Here is a 17,369-nt window from a genome sequence, read left to right on the forward strand (position 1 = left end):
GAAACAAAAGATTTTAACACTTTAGTTATTTTAAGTTTAATACTTAAATAAAAAAGATCACATAAGTTTAAAAAAAATCTTTAATTTTTTCTCTTTGCAGACTTTTGAACTCCTTTAAATAAATCCAATAAGATCTTTTGCTTCTTTTGCGGTTAAATTTAAAATTAGTTTAAACAGACTTATTGTTATAGAATCATAGAAATAGGCTTTTGCCTAAATCTAAATGACTTTTAATCATTCAACATTCCCAATTCTCCGAAATGCTTTTTGAATTTCTGGATTTTAGGACCTACCACCGCGCTGCAATAAGGCTGAGTTGGGTTTTCATTATAATATCCCTGGTGATACTGTTCAGCGGGCCAGAATTTTTCGAATTTTGTTAATTCTGTCACATAAGTTCCTGCCCATCTTCCTGATTCCTGAGATGTTTTAATGGCTTGCTCTGCTTTTGCTTTTTCAGCATCATCTTTATAATAAATTACAGAACGGTATTGTGTTCCGATATCATTTCCTTGTCTGTTTAATTGAGTAGGGTCATGAAGAAAGAAGAAAACATCCATCAGCTGCTCGTAAGAGATGATTGCGGGATCATACGTGATCTGAACCACTTCTGCGTGCCCTGTTTCTCCTGTGCAAACTTCCTGATAAGTCGGATTGTCTTTGTGACCTCCGGAATATCCTGAGATTGCAGATTCTACCCCTTTCAGCATATTAAAGCAGCTTTCCACACACCAGAAACATCCGCCACCGAAAGTAATTTGCTCTAAGTTATTTTTATCCATTGTAAGGTTGATTATTTTTTGTCAATATTTTCTTTTTTTCCGGTTTCCGAATTGAGCCTTCGTCACTTCGAGTAGATTTTTAAAGAAAATCATATCGAGAAGTTTTCGATTGATAAACAGTTATTTATTGACTGGTTCTCGATACATTTCTCTCCACTTTGCTTCAAGAAACACTCAAACTGACGATAACCGAAAAAAGACGATCAAAAGTATGAAAAAGTTTTTCATTCGAGCACAATTTTAATTCTCTAAACGCAAATGATAATGATAGATGAGACAAATTTATTTTAAACACAAAAATGAACCTTAAAAATCTGTTTTATTTGCCAAATCAGCGAGAGGCTTTATGAGATCCTTCGACTGCTTCGTGCTCAGGATGACAACGCTAAAAATTAACCGTTAGAATAAAACCGTTAGTATTAGCTCTCTTGTCGAAGCATCGAATACAATTACATCAGCGTAATCTGCCAAATCAGCGAGAGGATACCAATAAAGTATAAAGATCAACAAGAAATCAGAAATAAAAAAAGCATCCTAAAAAGGATGCTTGATATTATTTAAACTAGCTTTCGGTTATTTTTCCCAAACCAAAGCACTTGCTCCTAAAATAGCAGCATCTGCTTCGTCCAGTTCACTGAAAACCAATTTTACTTTATTTCTGAAAATCGGAAGAAGGTTTCTTTCCATGTGAAGTTTGGCAGGCTTTAAAATAAAGTCTCCCGCTTTAATAACTCCTCCAAATAAAAGAATCGCTTCCGGTGAAGAGAACATAACGAAATTCGCCAATGCTTCACCTAATTTCTGACCTGTATATCTGAAAACTTCAATGGCAATGGGATCACCTTTTAAAGCACATTCGTGAACTGTTTTAGAGTTGATGGCTTCTTCAGGATACTGGCTCAGCATAGATTCCGGAAATTCTGCTCTCATTTTCTTTGCAGTGATGGCAATTCCTGTGGCTGATGCATAGGCTTCAAGACTTCCTTCAGAACCAGTGCTCCAGTGTTTTCTTCCGCCAGGTTTTACGATCGTATGACCTAATTCTCCTGCAAAACCGTCGTGTCCGTAGATTAATTTTCCTCCCGACACAATTCCGCTTCCTACGCCTGTTCCCAAAGTAATCATGATGAAATCTTTCATACCTCTTGCTGCTCCGAAAAGCATTTCTCCAATCGCTGCTGCATTCGCATCATTGGTGATGGTACAAGGCAAATTGAATTTATTTTTCATCAATTCCCCAAAAGGAATAATTCCCTTCCAAGGTAAATTAGGAGCCTGCTCAATAGTTCCTGTGTAATAGTTTCCGTTGGGAGCCCCTACGCCTATTCCGTCAAAATTATCTTCAGTACCAAATTTTTCAATCAGGGGATGTACGGCTTCATATAGGGCATCGATAAAATCTTCTACCTTATCATAAGCATCTGTACGCAGATTGCCTTTTTCAAGAACTTCACCTCTATGGTTTACTACCCCAAATTTTGTATTCGTCCCGCCGATATCAATTCCAAGGGCTACATGTTTTGATAAATCTATTAATGACATTGTCTATTGTTAAATTCTAAGGGGATAAAATTATAAAAAAGATTGTATTAATAGCTTATTCTTAAACATTTATTTAAAAAAATATTTTACGCCTTTTGTGGAGTTTTCTTTTTTCTTCTTCCCCACCAGATCAGGAATCCCGTTACTGGTAATGAGGCACATATAAGGCTTACGATAAAAGCGATGATTTTGGTAGGAAGTCCTAAAATAGAACCAACATGGATATCATAATTTGCCCCCACAGTTTTTTCACCGAAATTTTTGTCTTTCATATCATGAGTATGAAGCAATTCTCCTGAGTTTTCATCAAAAATTAAGCTGCTGCTTTTATGATAAGAATAGGATAAATGTTTCACATATACTTCGAAGTTCGGATGCTCATGATCGTCCATGTGCTTGTGGCCAAGGTCTATTGAAAATCCGTAAGAATCCGGATATTTTGCTTTTACGGTATTGCTGATTTTGTCTAAAGTGCCTTCGGTTCTTAATTCGATAGGCGCTTTTGTTTTGATGGCTGAAAAGTCAGGATACGCTGTTTCTCCGCCCGAAAAAACAAAGTAAATGGATGCCTGAACTACGAAGAACGCATAAAACAGACCTGTAATTGCAAAAATTAAAGCGAAAATGGAAGAGTAGAAGCCTAAGACATTATGAAGGTCATAGTTTTTTCTTTTCCAGCTTTTTACGTTTTTCCATTTGAAAGAGAAACGCTGTTTTCTTGCCGCCTTATTTTTGGGCCACCAAAGGATAATCCCTGAGATAAGCATAATTACGAAGATCAGCACCGGAATTCCGGTAAGATAGGTTCCCCAAGATTGTTTTAGCAAATAGCTCCAGTGGATCATCTTTACAATCTGGAAGAAGCCATTCTTCTCATCATAGGTTCTCAGTACTTTTCCGTTGTAAGGGTTTACATAGGCAGCTTTATAAATAGGAAACTCTGTAAAGTAATTCCAGCCGCTGGGATCGTGTTCGTACCAATAAAATAGATAAGACATCTTTTTATCAATCGGAATATTCACCCAATGGATAGGGTATTTTTCTTTTACCTGCTCATCTACTGCCTTTTCCAATACGCGGATCGGAAGAACCTGCTTCTGATCGATATTGGCTTCGTTATGGTAAATGACATCTTTTCGGGTAACATTTTCTATCTCATCTTTGAAAACGTACAGTGCTCCGGTAATGGAGATGATGAAAATTAAAAATCCGACGCCTAAACCTAACCACAAATGCAGTTTTCCCGTCCATTTTTTGAAAACGCTGGGCTTTTTCTTATGATGATGCTTTTTCTTCATTGTTTCCTTAAGTTGCGCAAAGATAAGTTTTTAATTTTATTTAGAATATTTATAAATTGTTAAGGGGTACTTTTCATTTTTCAACCATTTTTTGTGTTATTGGGAATGTTTTAAATGAAAAGACAACTTTCCTAGCAACGATTGAGCGGTTTGTTTGAGCTCTTTTTAGGATTTGGCTCGGCGGCGAAGCCGCCGAGCCAAATCCTAAAAAAGCGAGTAGCGAAAGCGGGAAAAAGCTTCAAATAAAAATGAATGCTGCTTTTCAATCCCATCAATCAGCTACAAAAAAGCTCTTAGAATTTATATTCTACCATAAAAGTACCTCTCATTCCCAAAGCATTGGTGAAATCGGCATCTCTTGCTGCCCACCAGGCAATTGCTGGCTGATAGTTTTTGTTGAATACGTTTTCAATACCCAAAGATACCTTCCAGTTTTTATTAACTTCGTAGCTCGATTTAAAGTTGAAAACTGTGTATTCAGGAACTCTTCCTTCGCCATACACAAAAGTACCTTTGGCATTCGGCTCAAATCTGTTTTGTGAAAAAGAGTGAAGCATGTCTAAACCTATGGATAAAGACGCTGTAGGTCTTGCCTGAATATAAGCCAATACTTTCGGAGCAGAAATTCTGCTGTTGTTGATCTTTGCGGAATAATCGCCGTCGTCTTTCAGAGAGGTAATCCCTTCCATCCAACTGTAGCTTCCTCCGAAGTTGATCCATTTTACGGGAGTGAAGTGTAAGAAACCTTCCACACCGTATACAATTTCGGGCGCTCTTTGAATAGTCAATGCTCTGTCCGGACTTTGAATAAATGTAGCTCCTAATTTTGAAGTACTCACGTAAGAAGTAATTTCATAATTAATCCATTTTGCAATCTGTCCGGTCGCTCCGAATTCGTAATTGTTGACAATAATTGGCTTGGTTTCAAGGTTCTGAATGGTTTCTGAGGTTGAGGTTCTCAGAATTCTTCCCAATTCGTTGATCGAGTAGGCCTGTGAGAAACTTCCGAAAAGATTGATATAATTTTCGATATTGTAACGTACGCCAATGTTTCCTACAAATGCATTATATTTTAAATCTCCGCCTTTTACGAAAATACTCTGCGTGAAAGTTCCGTCGCTTTTTACGGTGGAAAGGGTGTTGAAATCACTCACTTTCACTTTCATATTTTCATATCGAATTCCTCCTTTTACGGTTAGTTTTTTAAATAAATCAATTTTTACCAAGGCAAAAGGGGCAATGTTCGTCATGTTCATATCCGGAGTCCAGTAACGGCCGTCTTCAAGCTTCTGAGCAGTTTGATCGTTCAGCACATCCAATCCATAGATGATTTCTGCCTGAGAATTCTGAGCATTCCAAAGCTGAGTATCTAAATTTACCCTTGCACCGCCTTTTTTGGAAACGACATTCGACTGACCTCCATTCAGAAAAGTATCGCTGTATCCGTAAACGGTTCTGAAATCCTGATAATAAAGATTAACATTTAAAGCTGTTCCGCTCCAAAGGTTTTTATTGTCGTAGCTTAGTTTGTAGTTGTGGTTTCGCGGCGTTCCCTGCGGTGTTGTTTCTAGGCCTTTGCCTAAACCTTCACCAATCGTCGGGGTAATACCGTATTTTCCAGTTTTTAAACCTAAATTCAGATCAGATTTTGAAGCATAGCCAATATATGAAGCCTCAATTCTTTGATTATCATTGATGTTGTAGCCTAACTTCAACATTCCGTTGTAGTTATCCATTTTTGAAGTGCTGTACGTCGGGCTTAAATACGTTCCGTCAGCATCTTTCATATAACCTGTTCTTTCATAAGCGAAAGACGCCACATAATCGAATTTTTTAGCAAAACTTCCCGATAAAAGCTGACTGGCTCTGTATCCTAACGTTCCAGCATAAGGCTGGCCGGTGATTCCTACCTGAGTAATCCCCGATATTTTTTTGTCAGATTTGTTTCTTCTTGTAATATAATTAATGATTCCTCCATCGGCACCGTTTCCGTAGATGGATGATGCTCCTTTGATGACTTCAATTCTTTCAATGACAGTAGGATCAATCACTCTTAAGTCTCTTGCTCCGTTTCGAAGTGGGGTAGATTGTGGAATTCCGTCGATAAGCACCAAAACCTGTCGGCCTCTTAGGGTTTGTCCAGTATTAGAAGTTTGCCCTGAGCTCGTTGCCAAACTGGGAACCGTATATTGAAGAATACTTGTGATGTCGGAATTCACAGTTAGCTGAGCCTGTACCTGCTTTTCGCCAACAATGGTGACAGAACTTGGAATTTCTTTGATGTTTTCCTTTTTTCTGGAAGCAGTAAGAATTACTTCTTCAACACTTTTGGTCTGTAAAGTATCTTTAACCTGAGCAAAAACAGTAACTGTACCCAGACAAGCGACTGATAAAAGAGCCTTTTTCATTATATTTTTTTCTTTCCTTTTTTTTGTTTTCCCCACCAGACCAGAAATCCGGTTACGGGGAGTGATGTGCAGATTAATCCTGCTAAAAACCAAATGATTTTACCGAATAAGCCAAAATAAGATCCTGTGTGAATGTCGTAATTGGCAAGCGCGTATTTTTCGGCGTTATTTAAGTTTTTATGAGCTTTATTTGATAATAGTTTTCCTGAATATTTATCGAAGGAAACCTGACTTCTGTGGCTGTGTCTCCCTTCTTTTTCGTAAACGGTCACGGGAATATTTTTTAATTCTTTCCCTTTTTTATTTTTTCCGTTAAGCGGAATTCTGAAGCTTGATGATTCGGGATATTGTTTTTTTATTTCCAAAGCGGTCAGGTCATAAACCGATGGATTTTTCGCCAATAAAGAATCAGGAGATTTGATTTCCTTATCTTTTGGAAGTTCCAGAGAGCCTGATAAGGTAACGTTAAACACATTTTTAACCCAGGGGTAAGCGAAATAAATTCCTGAAAGGCTCATAATTAAAGCAATAAATGAAGCATAAAATCCGAGAATATTATGAAGATCATAGTTTTTACGTTTCCAGGTTTTTACATTTTTCCAGTCGAAGGTAAGGCGGCTTTTTCTGGCTTTTTTATTGATGGGCCACCAAAGAACAATTCCTGTGATCAGCAAAATAATAAAAAGAACTACGGGAATTCCGACCACATATTTTCCCCAGTCTGCTTTTAACAGTAAACTCCAGTGAATTGATTTCAGAATAGGGAAGAGATCATATTTTTCGTTGTAAATACCTAAAACTTCCCCGGTGTACTGATTAACATAAACCGCTTTGTAGATTTTAATTTCCTGAAAATAGTTCCAGCCTTTTTTATCTCTTTCTAGATAGACAAATTCATAAGATTTGTTTTTATTCAAAGGAATTTCTACCGTGCTGATGGGAAACTTTTCATTGACTTCCAGAGAAATTTTCTCCTTTAAAACTTCAATGGTTAGTGGCTGTTGTGTAATGGTTTCAGGTTTTACCCAGATTGCCTCTTTTCGGAGCGCGCCCTGTATTTCATCCATAAAAACATACATTGTGCCTGTTAAAGACACAATAAACACAATAAGACCAACGGACAAACCAAACCACAAATGCAGTTTGGCAGACCATCTTTTTGTCAGAGAAGGTTTCTTCTTATGATGATGCTTTTTCTTCATATGGAAAAGCTAACCTTTTGGGGAGGTTAGCTTTTAATTATTTAAAATTTATATCCTATTGAAAGTCTGAAGTTTCTTGGAGCTTCTGCTTGGTAATAGTAGTAGCTTCCGTATGGAGAACCAGAGTATAAATATCTGTTGAATACATTAAATACATTCAGACCTACTCGGAATTTTGTATTTTCCCAAGAAGCACCTGCATCGAATTTTACATAATCACCCATATTTTGTTGAGTTCCTGCATTTGCCCAGTTCCAGCTGCTTCTTCCCGCAAGGTAAGTTCCTCCAAAGCTTAATCCGAAACCTTCTAAAATATTATCTGTAAAGGTATAGTTTAACCAACCGTTTGCGGTATGTTTAGCGTATCCTGGAACTTTCATTCCTACAGGATTATGGGTAGGGTCGTTAGATTCTGTAACTTTATTTTCGGTGAATGCATAGTTGAAGATGGCATTAAATCCTCTGGTGATTTCTCCTTTTAAATCAAATTCAACTCCTTGTACTCTTGTTTTTCCTAATAAGATTGAATAAGGTTCCCCCGGCGAGTTGTTTGGGTCACTAACGGTAGCATTGTTTTTAATGATATTATATGCAGAGAAAGTAGTATTCCATTTTCCTCCGAACCAGTCTTTTTTCACCCCGATTTCCATATTATTTCCTGTAATAGGTTTTACGGTGCTTCCATCTCTGAAAACGGCGGCCTGAGGTACAAATGACTGATCATATAAACCATAAACTGAGAAATTTTCGTCAATAGAATAGCTAATTCCAATACGAGGCGTTATTTTGTCTGCTTCAGATTTAGTTCCATAGTTTACTTCTTTCACATTCGTGTAACGGGCTGCTACTGTTAGTCTCAATGCATCATCAAAGAATCCTAACTCATCCTGTAAATACAGACCGGTATAATTCTGTTCGATTGAGCTTCCTAATCCTGCTCTTACGGAAAGAGGAGTACTTTTATCGAATGGTTTATAAGCGGTTGTATTATTTGGACCATAATATGCACCCGTTCCATTGATGTCATAATTGTTAGTATTTAAATTATACCAATAACTATAATCAGGAACCGTATTTCCTGGATCTGTAGCTGTTGCAGGTCTATAATCTCCGTTAGCATTAAATTTATCCAGATTGTATCCCTGAGACCAGTCTGCCATATACTTTTTGCTTCCCAAGTCAAGTCCGGCAAGGATTTTATGAGAAACAATACCTGTTTTTACCGAACCATTTAGAAAAACCTGACCAAATTTCATTGTATTGTCTCCCTCCCAATATCCTAAACGACGAATCATGTAATTTCCTACGAAATTGCTTGGCCAAAGGTTACTTCCCATTGTATATTCGTTCACATACGTTAATTGAGAAGTCAATTTCCAGTTTTCGTTGAATTTATGCTGTAAATTGATGTTTACAGTATTGTTGTCTACTTTTGTAGGGTCAATGCTTGGATCTGTTTGCGTGTAGCTTTGAGGTCTCGTTGCGTATCCGTCATAACTGAAAACATACGCAGAACCTACTTCAGACATTTTAGCCTTTTGGTAAATATATTCTGCGGTTAAGGTTGTATTATCGCTAAGATTTACTTTCAATGATGGATTAATGATATATCTGTCATTGAATTCATAGTCTCTGAAGCTGTTTCTGTTCTGAGCCATTAAATTCAGTCTGAAAGCTACTTTATCTGTGATTTTAGAATCAATATCTGCCTCACCTCTGTACATATTGTAACTTCCCAACGTTACTCTCGCAGTACCGTTTAAGGACTGTCCTGTCGGTTTTTTTGTTACGATATTGTAAATACCACTTGGCTCCCCGTTTGACATTAAGAAGCCTGATGGTCCTTTAATGAATTCGATATGATCTACGAAAGACATATCTTCACTTAGAGGTCCCCAGTTAGAGGTAACGTTTACTCCGTTCATGAAAGCGGCTGCTCTGGATCCTCGCATGTTTACTCTCGTATACATATCTCCCCAGTGCTCCAGTCTCTGAGCTCCAGCAACGTTTCTCAAAACACCGTCGCTCAAAGTGGTTACCTGCTGATCTTCTAATGCCCTTGCGGTAATAATAGAAATATTTTGAGGTATTTTAATTAAAGCTTCGTCAAGACGCATAGAAGAAGAACCTTCTTTTTCTACATATTTTTTGTAATATTTCCCGCTGACAACAACTTCTTCAATATTAGAAGATTTTACAGTGTCTTTTTCCTGAGCAAAAGACAGAACGGTTGTAAGCAAAGCAGCACCAATGATAATTTTCTTCATGGGAGATAAGAGATATATTTAATTTTTAGAATTTATAAGCAATGGTTCCTAAGAAATTGGCCAGTTTTTGTGGGTTCGCTGTAGAATATCCTGTCCAGTAATGTTCATTGGTGAAGTTATCCACTTTAACCCCGATTCTGAATTTTTTGGCATCGTAAAACGCATTGGCATTCAAAACGAAATATTTTGGTAAAATGAAATCTCCTGTTACATTATTGTCACTCGCATAATTTCCACCAAATCCGAATCCCAGACCTTTTATTTTTCCATCAACAAATTGATATGCCAGGTTGAAATTCGCATTCCAGAAAGAACCTGCTGTTGTTGGTCTTAAACCTGTACCTTCATCCACTGTGTCGTTGTAAGCTAAACCTCCGACTAAAGAGAAACCTTTTACCAAGTATGCATTCACTTCCAACTCGAAACCTTTACTCAATGTAGAAGCCGCTTGCTTTTGAACTGAAACAAAATTTGGAGCATATTCTCCGGTATAAAGTAATTGGTTTTTCACTTTAATATTATAGTAAGAAACCGTTGCATTGAATCTGTTGTTGAATAAACTGGCTTTTAAACCTCCTTCAAACTGATTTCCTCTTTCAGCATCTGATAAAGTAGTATTTCCGGCTGTATCAGAAGTATAATATCCGTTTGATTTGAATGAATTTTGGTAGTTTCCGAAAACTGAGAATTTATCTTTTACAATTTCATAAACAATACCTGCTTTTGGGGAAAATGCAGACTGGTTGAATGCTTTCTCTGCGTTTGGTCCAGCCATTCCTCCCAAGAAATCGTTATTTTCATAACGAAGCCCAGCCATAATGTGCAAGTTCGCAATAGGAGTAAATAAGTTGGAAATGTATCCTGAATAGGTATTCAAATCTCTTAAATAATCGTAGGTTGAAAATTTACTTGCATCTGCATACAGTGCTGACAAAGCAGCGGCATTCATTCCTGAATAATCTGCTCCTGAAGCTGCTACAGTATCAAAATCACCGTTGAGATATTTGTATTTCAATCTTTCGGTTGTTCTCATGTAATCAAAACCAACAACTGTTTTGTTTTTCATTCCGTTGGAGAAATCATAATTGAAGTTGAAGTTTTGTTGTACTTGAAACCAAGATTTTTTACTTCCGTTTGTAGATTGATCGGCTCTGTTAACCATATATTGTCCTCCTACATAAGAAACGGAAAAATATGGATTGTAACCGTCTGAATAAGAATCAGAGTTATTAACGTAAGTATTTGAAGTAATATTATTGTTAATTTTCCACTTCACATTTCCGAAAACATTAGAATTTCTTGCCGTCATGTACAAATCATTTCCGGTGTAAGATTCTTTATAATTCAAGCCTGCCGCTTTTTCCAAATCTTTCATATTGTTGATTTGGTTCAAAGATTTCGGAGAAAGATAGAAGAAATATGGGTTTGCCGCTACTCGGTTGTCGAATAATTCATAATCTACATTCAACTGAAGTTTGTCAGAAACATTCCAAGTCAAGCTCGGTGCGAATGTAGTGTATTGATTTTTAGCATCTGTTTTTGTGAAGTTTCCTTCGTTTGTATAGGCTGTATTGATACGGAAAAGTAAGTCTTTTGTAATAGGAGCGTTCACATCTGCCGTTGCTCTGTATGTATTATAACTTCCTGCAGAAGCCGAAACTGCACCAAAGAAATTCTGCTGAGGTTTTTTAGTCACTCTGTTGATAAGCCCACCGTAAGAAGCTACGTTGCTTCCGTAAAGTGTACCTACAGGGCCTTTTAAGAATTCCAATGTTTCCACGTTGATGGCATCAATGGTAGAAGTAACGGGAGCTACGACACCATTTCTTGTAGAAGCCTGCGAAGGAAAACCTCTCAAAACGAAGAACGAACCACCATCTCCGGCTCTTCCTGTCGGGTTCCACATTTTCTGCAAACCGGTTACGTTTCTATAAGCATCATCCACGGTAAAAATATTTTCATTTTCTAAAATCCCTTTATCGATAGAAGAATACACTTGTGGATTTTCAATGAATTTCACCGGCATTTTGTTGGAAGATTCTGTATCAAGTTTTTTCACCATTCTATTGATGATCACTTCTTCTATATTTTTAGAATTTACAGTATCCTTTTTTTCCTGAGCAAAAGTTAGCATGGAACCCAACAAAGAGGCGCAGATCAGTACATTTTTCATGAAAGTCAAATTTTCTGCAAATATATTGTTTTTAATTATTCTAAATTAATAAGAGGATTGATATTTGTCATGTAAATGTTATACATAGAATAACAAAAAACCGCTCCAAGTAGTATTGGAGCGGTTTTGTATGGTTTAAATTAATCTAAAACTTATGCAGGAATTTCTCCTTTGTATAAGAATGAAATAATTTCTTTGTTTAATTTGTCGATCATTTCACTAAATAAGTGGAAAGATTCTTGTTTGTAAATCACCAACGGATCTTTCTGTTCGTAAACAGCACCTTGAGAAGATCTTCTTAAATCGTCCATTTCACGAAGGTGAAGTTTCCAGTTTTCATCGATGATAGAAAGAGTGATGTTCTTTTCAAAATCATTAATTAAACTTTCGCACTGCGTTTCGTAAGCTTCTTTAAGATCTGCCACGATAGTCATTGTTTTATGACCGTCTGTGAAAGGAACTTGAATCATTTTGAACATTGAACCTTGATTTTGATAAACATTCTCAATAATAGGGAATGATTTCTCTTTCAATAAGTTCAGCTTCATATTGTAATCTTCCTGAGCAGCTTTAAATAAAATATTCGTTAAATCCTGAACATTTTTATTGTTGAAGTCGTTTTGAGAAACAGGAGATTCCATTGTGAAAGTCTTGATGATCTCGTACTCAAAATCTTTATAATTTCCTGTAGCTTTTCCTTTCGCAACGATAGAATTAGCAACATCAAAGATCATGTTTGTAATATCATATTTCAAGTGATCTCCGAATAAAGCGTTCTTTCTTCTCTTGTAGATTACGTCACGTTGTTTGTTCATTACGTCATCGTATTCAAGGAGTCTTTTTCTTGTTCCGAAGTTGTTTTCTTCTACTTTTTTCTGCGCTCTTTCGATAGATTTTGAGATCATAGAATGCTGAATAACTTCACCATCTTTATGCCCCATTCTGTCCATCATTTTAGCAATTCTTTCAGAACCGAATAAACGCATCAAGTTATCTTCCAAAGACACATAGAACTGAGAACTTCCCGGATCTCCCTGACGTCCCGCTCTACCTCTCAACTGTCTGTCAACACGTCTAGAATCATGTCTTTCTGTTCCGATAATCGCTAAACCTCCCGCTTCTTTTACTGCTTTAGAAAGCTTAATATCGGTACCACGACCTGCCATGTTGGTTGCAATTGTTACAACTCCCGGCTGTCCTGCCCCTGCAACGATTTCCGCTTCCTTCTTGTGAAGTTTCGCGTTCAATACCTGGTGCTGGATTTTTCTTAACTGTAAGGCTTTTGAAAGCAACTGAGAAATTTCAACTGAAGTTGTACCTACTAGAACAGGTCTTCCTGCAGCCGTTAATTTTTCAATCTCTTCAATTACAGCGTTATATTTTTCTCTATTGGTTTTGAAAACCAAATCTTGTCTGTCATGTCTTAAAATCGGACGATTGGTAGGAATTACCACAACGTCTAATTTATAGATTTCCCAAAGCTCACCCGCTTCCGTCTCTGCAGTACCTGTCATCCCCGCAAGCTTGTTATACATACGGAAATAGTTCTGTAGAGTAACCGTTGCAAAAGTCTGAGTTGCCGCTTCGATTTTTACGTTTTCTTTCGCTTCAATCGCTTGGTGAAGACCGTCAGAATAACGTCTTCCTTCCATGATACGACCTGTTTGCTCGTCAACGATTTTTACTTCACCGTCAATTACTACATATTCATCATCTTTTTCGAATAATGTATAGGCTTTAAGCAATTGGCTCATCGTGTGAACTCTTTCAGATTTTTCAGCAAAATCAGAGAAAAGTCTTTCTTTAGCCTCAAATTCTTCTTCTTTAGATAAATTTTTAGCCTCTACTTCAGCAATTTCAGTTCCGATATCCGGAAGAACGAAGAAGTTGGGATCAGAGTTTCCTTGAGACATGTATTCAACACCTTTGTCTGTCAAATCCACCTGATTGTTCTTTTCTTCAATCACGAAATAAAGATCTTTATCTACGATCGGCATATCACGGTTGTTATCCTGCATATATTGGGCTTCAACTTTCTGAAGCAATGCTCGGTTTCCGCTTTCCGATAAGAATTTAATTAATTGTCTGTTTTTAGGAAGACCTCTGTAAGCCTGAAGCAATTTGAATCCTCCTTCTTTTGTGTTTCCTGCAGCGATTAATTTTTTCGCTTCATTAAAGATGGCAGAAACTGTTTTTTTCTGAACTTCAACGATTCTGTCGATAGAAGGTTTTAGAACATCAAATTCCTGTCTGTCTCCTTGTGGAACCGGACCAGAAATAATCAAAGGTGTTCTTGCATCATCTACCAAAACAGAGTCAACCTCATCCACGATCGCAAAGTTTAGTTCTCTTTGTACCAATTCTGAAGGTGAAGTTACCATGTTATCTCTCAAATAATCGAAACCGAATTCGTTATTTGTACCATAAGTAATGTCTGAATTGTATGCTTTTCTTCTTCCGTCTGAGTTCGGCTGGTGATTATCGATACAATCGATGCTCATTCCGTGGAATTGATATAATGGACCCATCCACGCCGAGTCTCTTTTTGCAAGATAGTCATTCACCGTTACCACGTGAACTCCTCTTGCAGGAAGTGCATTTAAGAAAATTGGCAATGTTCCTACCAAAGTTTTACCTTCCCCGGTTGCCATCTCGGCAATTTTTCCACTGTGAAGAATAATACCTCCGATAAACTGAACATCATAATGCACCATATCCCAGTTTACTGGTGTTCCGGCAGCATCCCATGAGTTTTTCCAAACAGCTTGATCCCCCTGAATTTCTACGAAATCTTTTCCTGCAGCCGCCAATTGTCTGTCCCAATCGCTGGCCTTAATACGGATTTCGCCATTCTGAGCCCATCTTCTTGCTGTTTCTTTTACTAAAGCAAATACTTCAGGAAGAATTTGAAGGAGTACTTTTTCTTCGATTTCGTAAGACTCTTTTTTAAGCCCCTCGATTTTTGTGAAAAGAGCTTCTTTTTCGTCTACGTTCTTAGAATTTTTTATCTGCTCCTGGATCTGTTCTATTTGAGCTGTGATTTTGCTGGTAGCAGATTTAATATTTTCTTTAAACTCAGCAGTTTTCTCTCTTAAACCATCGTCAGACAATTGCTGAATTCCCGGTTCAACAGCTTTGATTTTTGTTACAACTTTTTTTACTTCTTTTAGGTCCTGCGCTTTTTTGTCTCCCAAAAACCCTTTTAGAACTTTGTTTAAAAAACTCATAAATTTTTTGCTTTATGCTTAAAGGAATATCCTGTAAGCGTTTTTACTAACACTTATCGTGTAAAAATAGATATTTAAAAAAGGGCAAAAAAGCTCTAAGCAAGGCCTAAAGCTTAATGCTTTTAATTAATATTCGTCTTCGTTCCAAAGATAATCTTCGTCCGTAGGATAGTCACTCCAGATTTCGTCGATTGCATCATAGATTTCCCCTTCATCTTCAATCGCCTGAAGATTTTCTACCACTTCCATTGGTGCACCAGTTCTGATTGCATAGTCGATAAGTTCAGACTTTGTCATTGGCCAAGGTGCGTCACTTAAGTAAGAAGCTAATTCTAATGTCCAGTACATAATTTTCTAATTTTTTGCAAAAGTATAAAAATAGCTTATATTATATGCTTTTTTATACCTGATTTTCAATTCTTTTTATTAATTTTTGTTCATCATACGCTACAGGAAGCATTATTACTGTGCTGTAGACATACTCGATGTCATTTTCTCAAAAACCATTCCACAAATTTTTTTATGCCATTTTGGAAGTTGGTGTCAGGTTTGTAGCCAATTAATGTCTTAGCTCTGGTAATATCGGCATTGGTTTTCAGGACATCTCCGGGCTGCATTGGCAGATTTTTTCTGATGGCAGATTTTCCCAGTGCATTTTCTATTGTTGAAAGCATTTCATTTAAATTAATCACTTGGCTTTCGCCTAAATTAATGATTTCATAAACATCTGAATTATTTTCTAAATAGTGAACAGACTTTGTAATTCCATCAATAATATCATCAACATAGGTATAATCTCTGGCCGTTGTTCCGTCGCCGTAGAAAGGGACTTCTTGGTTTTCTGAGATTAATTTGGTGAATTTATGAATAGCCAGATCCGGTCTTTGTCTCGGACCATAAACCGTGAAGAACCTCAACTGGATCATATCAATTTTATATAAATCATGATACACATGACCTAAAATTTCACCACATTTTTTAGTAGCGGCATATGGTGAAATAGGATTGTCAACATTATCTGTTTCGGCAAAAGGTACTTTTTCGTTGTTGCCATAAACACTTGAAGATGATGCGCAAACGAATTTTTTAATACCAAAATCTTTAGATAATTCCCAAAGATTCATCGTTCCTCGAACATTTACCTCTTCATATTCCAAAGGTCTTTCAATGGAAGGTCGAACGCCGGCAAGCGCTGCAAGGTGAATAATTAAATCAATCTTATGGTTTTTAAAAATCTCTTCCAAGCCTTTCTTATCACGGATGTCCTGATAATACAAGGTGTAATTCTCTGATTTTGAAATTGAAATCAGCTGTCGGATGTCATTTTCTTTATCAAAAAACGTAAAATCCGAATTTTTCCCGATTGATTCTAAAGTATTCTTAATTTTTATCTGATAACTATAGAAATCATCAAAATTGTCAATGTTTATGACAGAATGTCCTTTTTTTAATAATTGTTCTACCAAGTGAGAACCAATAAATCCGCTTCCTCCTGTTACAAGATAAATCATTCGTGATTTTTTAGTGGTACAAAAATATACATTTACTTTTTGAAAATATAATCTTACATTTGAATTCATATATAAAAGATGAAATAAATGGATTGAATAAAGCTTTAGTTATAATTTATTTCAACTCTTTCATCTTTCAATTTTTTAATCAAGTATCTATTTTATGCAGTTTCAAGGGCAAATTTTAAAAATGACGAGCTTTAATGATGAGCCGATTCAATATTATCTTAATCTTTCGGGTGATCTGATTCATATGAATGAATTGTTCGGAAAAGAATTAACGATAAAGCATACAGGATTTCAATGTGTGAACTGTGGAGAAAATAAGCCTATTTACAGAATGGGGTTTTGCAAAAGCTGTTTTTTTGAAAGTCCGTATGCCAGCGAAACCATTATCCGCCCCGAACTTTCTACGGCGCATCTGGGCATTGCCGAACGTGATCTTGAAGTGGAAAAAGAAATCCAGATTCAGCCGCATACCGTTTATCTGGCCTATACGGGAGATGTAAAAGTTGGAGTGACTAGAAATACACAAATTCCGACACGATGGATCGATCAGGGGGCAACATTTGCTTTACCAATTGCAAGAACTGAAAACCGTTATGAAGCAGGAATGATAGAAGTGGCTTTAAAAGAACATCTGGCAGATAAAACAAACTGGAGAAAAATGCTTCAGGATGATTTTGAAGATGAAGTGGATCTGCAGGACTTTCAACAGAAAATAAAAGAATACTTTCCTCAGGATTTTCAGCAATTTTACAGCGAAGGTGAAAATCTCTGGAAATTCGATTATCCGTACGAAAAACCTGAAAAAATAACCTCGTTTACTTTGGATAAGAAACCTGAGTTTACCGGAAAACTGACAGGGATTAAAGGACAATATTTACAATTCGACAACACACAGTTTATTAATATAAGAGGACATGAAGGGTATGTGGTAGAATTGATCATTTCATAAG

Annotated in this window: 11 protein-coding genes; 1 reads left to right on the plus strand and 10 read right to left on the minus strand. The window is 36.8% G+C overall.

Annotated features, from left to right (window positions below; all coding sequences use genetic code 11):
• Positions 1-230: 230 nt before the first annotated feature.
• The 10 genes from msrA to OXQ85_RS09200 all read right to left on the minus strand — a co-directional run bounded on the left by msrA (position 231) and on the right by OXQ85_RS09200 (position 16,410).
• Positions 231-782: a peptide-methionine (S)-S-oxide reductase MsrA gene (gene msrA / locus OXQ85_RS09155; protein WP_267403800.1), complete on the minus strand. Its 552-nt coding sequence runs from the start codon at positions 780-782 to the stop codon at positions 231-233.
• Between the two features lie 573 nt (positions 783-1,355).
• On the minus strand, positions 1,356-2,324 hold the full coding sequence (locus tag OXQ85_RS09160; RefSeq protein WP_267403802.1) for an ROK family protein: 969 nt from the start codon (positions 2,322-2,324) through the stop codon (positions 1,356-1,358).
• Positions 2,325-2,410: 86 nt separating this feature from the next.
• On the minus strand, positions 2,411-3,622 hold the full coding sequence (locus tag OXQ85_RS09165; RefSeq protein WP_267403804.1) for a PepSY-associated TM helix domain-containing protein: 1,212 nt from the start codon (positions 3,620-3,622) through the stop codon (positions 2,411-2,413).
• 293 nt (positions 3,623-3,915) lie between these two features.
• On the minus strand, positions 3,916-6,030 hold the full coding sequence (locus OXQ85_RS09170) for a TonB-dependent receptor (RefSeq protein WP_267403806.1): 2,115 nt from the start codon (positions 6,028-6,030) through the stop codon (positions 3,916-3,918).
• Positions 6,030-7,232: a PepSY-associated TM helix domain-containing protein gene (locus OXQ85_RS09175; protein ID WP_267403808.1), complete on the minus strand. Its 1,203-nt coding sequence runs from the start codon at positions 7,230-7,232 to the stop codon at positions 6,030-6,032. The genes OXQ85_RS09170 and OXQ85_RS09175 overlap by 1 nt, the downstream gene beginning before the upstream one ends.
• 41 nt (positions 7,233-7,273) lie before the next feature.
• Positions 7,274-9,499 (minus strand): TonB-dependent siderophore receptor, encoded by a 2,226-nt coding sequence (locus tag OXQ85_RS09180; RefSeq protein WP_267403809.1) that lies wholly within the window; start codon positions 9,497-9,499, stop codon positions 7,274-7,276.
• Between the two features lie 25 nt (positions 9,500-9,524).
• A complete protein-coding gene (locus OXQ85_RS09185) occupies positions 9,525-11,672 on the minus strand; it encodes a TonB-dependent receptor (protein WP_267403810.1) in 2,148 nt (715 codons plus the stop codon).
• 152 nt (positions 11,673-11,824) lie between these two features.
• A complete protein-coding gene (secA, locus tag OXQ85_RS09190) occupies positions 11,825-14,899 on the minus strand; it encodes a preprotein translocase subunit SecA (RefSeq protein ID WP_267403811.1) in 3,075 nt (1,024 codons plus the stop codon).
• Between the two features lie 126 nt (positions 14,900-15,025).
• On the minus strand, positions 15,026-15,247 hold the full coding sequence (locus OXQ85_RS09195; RefSeq protein ID WP_047399050.1) for a DUF2795 domain-containing protein: 222 nt from the start codon (positions 15,245-15,247) through the stop codon (positions 15,026-15,028).
• Between the two features lie 140 nt (positions 15,248-15,387).
• Positions 15,388-16,410, minus strand: a complete 1,023-nt coding sequence (locus tag OXQ85_RS09200; RefSeq protein WP_267403820.1) for a GDP-mannose 4,6-dehydratase — start codon at positions 16,408-16,410, stop codon at positions 15,388-15,390.
• A gap of 163 nt (positions 16,411-16,573) precedes the next feature.
• Between OXQ85_RS09200 and OXQ85_RS09205 the strand changes: the two genes are divergently transcribed.
• Positions 16,574-17,368, plus strand: a complete 795-nt coding sequence (locus OXQ85_RS09205) for a DUF2797 domain-containing protein (protein WP_267403822.1) — start codon at positions 16,574-16,576, stop codon at positions 17,366-17,368.
• The last annotated feature ends 1 nt before the right edge of the window (position 17,369 follow it).

It is taken from the genome of Chryseobacterium sp. GM_Chr_2 (genome assembly GCF_026540445.1).
Taxonomy (GTDB): Bacteria; Bacteroidota; Bacteroidia; order Flavobacteriales; family Weeksellaceae; genus Chryseobacterium.